The organism is Roseateles sp. PN1 (genome assembly GCF_038419725.1).
Lineage (GTDB): Bacteria > Pseudomonadota > Gammaproteobacteria > Burkholderiales > Burkholderiaceae_C > Paucibacter_A.
Genome location: NZ_JBCARA010000026.1, coordinates 1 through 5,641, shown reverse-complemented (window position 1 = coordinate 5,641; position 5,641 = coordinate 1). Strand labels below are relative to the sequence as shown.

The following is a 5,641-nucleotide window of genomic DNA, read 5'->3' as shown; positions in this document are numbered from 1 at the left end:
GTTTTGCTTAATATTAGCCTGACGATGACCTACTTTCACACGGGAATCCGCACTATCATCGGCGCTGAGGCATTTCACTGTCCTGTTCGGGATGGGAAGGAGTGGGACCGCCTCGCTATGGTCATCAGGCTTAACTGGTTGATCTGCTGTTCAATCGCTTGAACAACCGATCCAATTTGTAGAGTCGTATTATGACACCGTTTGAGGGTTTGTCATACTACTCGAATCAGCTTTTTTGATTGCGCTAACACCGACTTCTTTGAAGAACGGTATAACTTGTATTGACTACTCAATAATCCTTGAACACGTTCATTTCTGAACTGTCAAAGTTATAGGGTCAAGCCTCACGGGCAATTAGTACTGGTTAGCTTAACGCATTACTGCGCTTCCACACCCAGCCTATCAACGTCCTGGTCTCGAACGACCCTTCAGGGGGCTCTAGGCCCCGGCAAGACTCATCTTGAGACGAGTTTCCCGCTTAGATGCTTTCAGCGGTTATCTCTTCCGCACTTAGCTACTCGGCGATGCCACTGGCGTGACAACCGATACACCAGAGGTGCGTCCACTCCGGTCCTCTCGTACTAGGAGCAGGCTCTCTCAATCTTGCAGCGCCCACGGAAGATAGGGACCAAACTGTCTCACGACGTTTTAAACCCAGCTCACGTACCTCTTTAAATGGCGAACAGCCATACCCTTGGGACCGGCTACAGCCCCAGGATGAGATGAGCCGACATCGAGGTGCCAAACACCGCCGTCGATATGAACTCTTGGGCGGTATCAGCCTGTTATCCCCAGAGTACCTTTTATCCGTTGAGCGATGGCCCTTCCATACAGAACCACCGGATCACTTTGTCCTACTTTCGTACCTGCTCGACTTGTCAGTCTCGCAGTCAAGCACGCTTATGCCAATGCACTATCAACACGATTTCCGACCGTATTTAGCGTACCTTCGAACTCCTCCGTTACACTTTGGGAGGAGACCGCCCCAGTCAAACTGCCCACCATACACTGTCCCCAATCCCGATAAGGGACCAAGGTTAGAACCTCAAACACACCAGGGTGGTATTTCAACGTTGGCTCCATGAGAACTAGCGTCCTCACTTCAAAGCCTCCCACCTATCCTACACAGATCTGTTCAAAGTCCAATGTAAAGCTACAGTAAAGGTTCATGGGGTCTTTCCGTCTTTCCGCGGGGAGATTGCATCATCACAAACATTTCAACTTCGCTGAGTCTCTGGAGGAGACAGTGTGGCCATCATTACTCCATTCGTGCAGGTCGGAACTTACCCGACAAGGAATTTCGCTACCTTAGGACCGTTATAGTTACGGCCGCCGTTTACTGGGACTTCAGTCAAGAGCTTGCACCCCATCATTTAATCTTCCAGCACCGGGCAGGAGTCACACCCTATACGTCGACTTTCGTCTTTGCAGAGTGCTGTGTTTTTAATAAACAGTTGCAGCCACCGATTCTCTGCGACCCCATTCGGCTCCGGGAGTAAATCCCTTCACCTAATAGAGGCACACCTTCTTCCGAAGTTACGGTGTCAATTTGCCGAGTTCCTTCTCCAGAGTTCTCTCAAGCGCCTTAGAATACTCATCTCGCGCACCAGTGTCGGTTTGCGGTACGGTCAATCTGTAACTGAAGCTTAGTGGCTTTTCTTGGAAGCAGGGTATCACTCACTTCGTCTGCAAGCAGACTCGTTATCACGCCTCATCTTAGCCCCCCGGATTTGCCTAAGGGGCATGACTACACGCTTGAACCAACACTTCCAACCGTTGGCTGAGCTAACCTTCTCCGTCCCCACATCGCATTACAGATCGGTACAGGAATATTTACCTGTTTCCCATCAGCTACGCATCTCTGCCTCGCCTTAGGGGCCGACTCACCCTACGCCGATGAACGTTGCGTAGGAAACCTTGCGCTTTCGGCGAGGGGGCTTTTCACCCCCTTTAACGCTACTCATGTCAGCATTCGCACTTCTGATACCTCCAGCAGGCTTCACAACCCACCTTCACAGGCTTACAGAACGCTCTCCTACCACGTGCAATAAATTGCACATCCGCAGCTTCGGTAACTGGCTTAGCCCCGTTACATCTTCCGCGCAGGACGACTCGATCAGTGAGCTATTACGCTTTCTTTAAATGATGGCTGCTTCTAAGCCAACATCCTGACTGTTTTAGCCTTCCCACTTCGTTTCCCACTTAGCCAATTTTGGGGACCTTAGCTGGCGGTCTGGGTTGTTTCCCTCTTGAGTCCGGACGTTAGCACCCGGTGCTCTGTCTCCCAAGCTGTACTCATCGGTATTCGGAGTTTGCAATGGTTTGGTAAGTCGCCATGACCCCCTAGCCATAACAGTGCTCTACCCCCGATGGTAATACTTGAGGCACTACCTAAATAGTTTTCGGAGAGAACCAGCTATTTCCAAGTTTGTTTAGCCTTTCACCCCTATCCACAGCTCATCCGCTAATTTTGCAACATTAGTCGGTTCGGACCTCCAGCACCTGTTACGGTACCTTCATCCTGGCCATGGATAGATCACTTGGTTTCGGGTCTACACCCAGCGACTAATTCGCCCTATTCGGACTCGATTTCTCTACGGCTTCCCTATTCGGTTAACCTCGCCACTGAATGTAAGTCGCTGACCCATTATACAAAAGGTACGCAGTCACCTTGCGGCTCCTACTTTTTGTATGCATACGGTTTCAGGATCTATTTCACTCCCCTCCCGGGGTTCTTTTCGCCTTTCCCTCACGGTACTAGTTCACTATCGGTCGATTACGAGTATTTAGCCTTGGAGGATGGTCCCCCCATATTCAGACAGGATTACACGTGTCCCGCCCTACTTGTCTTACGCTTAGTTCCACACCGCAGCATTTCTCATACGGGGCTATCACCCGCTATGGCCGGACTTTCCATTCCGTTCTGATATACACGATGCTAAAACGTAAAGGCTATTCCAATTTCGCTCGCCACTACTTTCGGAATCTCGGTTGATGTCTTTTCCTCGAGCTACTGAGATGTTTCAGTTCACCCGGTTCGCCACAATGACCTATGTATTCAGTCAGAGTTACCGCTCGCGCGGTGGGTTTCCCCATTCAGAAATCTCCGGATCAAAGCTAATTTGCCAGCTCCCCGAAGCTTATCGCAGGCTATCACGTCTTTCGTCGCCTGTAATCGCCTAGGCATCCACCATATGCACTTAGTCACTTGACCCTATAACTTTGACAGCGCTGACTGCACTGTCGGTCAAGAACTCGTACAGACCCGTTTCATCGGTCCATACGTTATTGAGTATTTACGCGTTACGCCGTTCTTCATATCTAAACAATTTCTTGCTCAGTTGAAGTCTTGTGTTTGACGCAATCAAAATGTTGCCGACGGCACGGTGTCTAGTCCCCTTTACGAAGAAACTAAACTTTCCGTCGACAACGCTGATTCGACTCTACAAATTGTTAAAGAACAATGCCAATAAAAACTGGCAAACCACAACATCTTCTACAGACGCTCTGGTTTGCCAACTTCGAGTAAATACGTGGTGGAGGATGACGGGATCGAACCGACGACCCCCTGCTTGCAAAGCAGGTGCTCTCCCAGCTGAGCTAATCCCCCGGGAATTAAATTCCGTGGTGGGTCTGGCTGGATTCGAACCAGCGACCCCCGCCTTATCAAGACGGTGCTCTAACCAACTGAGCTACAGACCCACGCGTTCTTCTCGCGTGCTCCTGAGCTCAGACGCTTACCTTAGAGGCCAGCTCGGCAGGCTCACGCTTTTTGTATTTACTCTTGCAGTTGTTACTACAGCCGATAAGTGTGGGCGCTTCAATCTGAGTGCATGTGGATCTCGCTCATGCTGAATTACAAGTAACTCAACCGTGGCTCGACCATTTCTAGAAAGGAGGTGATCCAGCCGCACCTTCCGATACGGCTACCTTGTTACGACTTCACCCCAGTCACGAACCCTGCCGTGGTAATCGCCCTCCTTGCGGTTAGGCTAACTACTTCTGGCAGAACCCGCTCCCATGGTGTGACGGGCGGTGTGTACAAGACCCGGGAACGTATTCACCGCGGCAAGCTGATCCGCGATTACTAGCGATTCCGACTTCACGCAGTCGAGTTGCAGACTACGATCCGGACTACGACCGGTTTTCTGGGATTAGCTCCCCCTCGCGGGTTGGCAGCCCTCTGTACCGGCCATTGTATGACGTGTGTAGCCCTACCCATAAGGGCCATGATGACCTGACGTCATCCCCACCTTCCTCCGGTTTGTCACCGGCAGTCTCATTAGAGTGCCCTTTCGTAGCAACTAATGACAAGGGTTGCGCTCGTTGCGGGACTTAACCCAACATCTCACGACACGAGCTGACGACGGCCATGCAGCACCTGTGTTCAGATTCTCTTTCGAGCACTCCCACATCTCTGCGGGATCTCTGACATGTCAAGGGTAGGTAAGGTTTTTCGCGTTGCATCGAATTAAACCACATCATCCACCGCTTGTGCGGGTCCCCGTCAATTCCTTTGAGTTTCAACCTTGCGGCCGTACTCCCCAGGCGGTCAACTTCACGCGTTAGCTTCGTTACTGAGAAGAAACCCTCCCAACAACCAGTTGACATCGTTTAGGGCGTGGACTACCAGGGTATCTAATCCTGTTTGCTCCCCACGCTTTCGTGCATGAGCGTCAGTACAGGTCCAGGGGATTGCCTTCGCCATCGGTGTTCCTCCGCATATCTACGCATTTCACTGCTACACGCGGAATTCCATCCCCCTCTACCGTACTCTAGCTATGCAGTCACAAAGGCAGTTCCCAGGTTGAGCCCGGGGATTTCACCTCTGTCTTGCATAACCGCCTGCGCACGCTTTACGCCCAGTAATTCCGATTAACGCTTGCACCCTACGTATTACCGCGGCTGCTGGCACGTAGTTAGCCGGTGCTTATTCTTCAGGTACCGTCATTAGGTCTCTGTATTAGAGAAACCCGTTTCTTCCCTGACAAAAGCGGTTTACAACCCGAAGGCCTTCTTCCCGCACGCGGCATGGCTGGATCAGACTTGCGTCCATTGTCCAAAATTCCCCACTGCTGCCTCCCGTAGGAGTCTGGGCCGTGTCTCAGTCCCAGTGTGGCTGGTCGTCCTCTCAGACCAGCTACAGATCGTCGCCTTGGTGGGCTTTTACCCCGCCAACTAGCTAATCTGATATCGGCCGCTCCAATTGCGCGAGGTCTTGCGATCCCCCGCTTTCACCCTCAGGTCTCATGCGGTATTAGCCACTCTTTCGAGTAGTTATCCCCCACAACTGGGCACGTTCCGATATATTACTCACCCGTTCGCCACTCGTCAGCTTAACCTGTTACCGTTCGACTTGCATGTGTAAGGCATGCCGCCAGCGTTCAATCTGAGCCAGGATCAAACTCTACAGTTCGATCTTGCTTTTTACTCAACGGAATCGACTAAAACCATTTGCATGATTCCAATCTTAATTTCCGTGAGCGTTTAAAGTCTAAGAGACTTGGCTGCAGTCACCTGCAACCAGCACTCATCTTCAAACGCCCACGCTTATCGGCTGTGAATTATTAAAGAGCTCAAGCAACTCCGGCCTCAGCCTTCGTTAACTTGTTCGCTACCGACTTGACGTCAGCAGCACAGA

2 tRNA genes and 3 rRNA genes are annotated in these 5,641 nt (G+C 51.2%); all 5 read right to left on the bottom strand.

Annotated elements, in window-relative coordinates:
- Positions 1-16: 16 nt before the first annotated feature.
- Positions 17-129, bottom strand: a 5S ribosomal RNA gene (gene rrf / locus AABB87_RS22930).
- 204 nt (positions 130-333) lie between these two features.
- Positions 334-3,214 (bottom strand): 23S ribosomal RNA (locus tag AABB87_RS22925).
- Between the two features lie 320 nt (positions 3,215-3,534).
- Positions 3,535-3,610: transfer RNA gene (locus tag AABB87_RS22920), tRNA-Ala, on the bottom strand.
- A gap of 15 nt (positions 3,611-3,625) precedes the next feature.
- Positions 3,626-3,702: transfer RNA gene (locus tag AABB87_RS22915), tRNA-Ile, on the bottom strand.
- A 190-nt stretch (positions 3,703-3,892) separates the two neighbouring features.
- Positions 3,893-5,416: ribosomal RNA gene (locus tag AABB87_RS22910) — 16S ribosomal RNA — on the bottom strand.
- Together the 16S, 23S and 5S rRNA genes with 2 tRNA genes alongside form the textbook arrangement of a ribosomal RNA operon.
- Between the last annotated feature and the right edge of the window lie 225 nt (positions 5,417-5,641).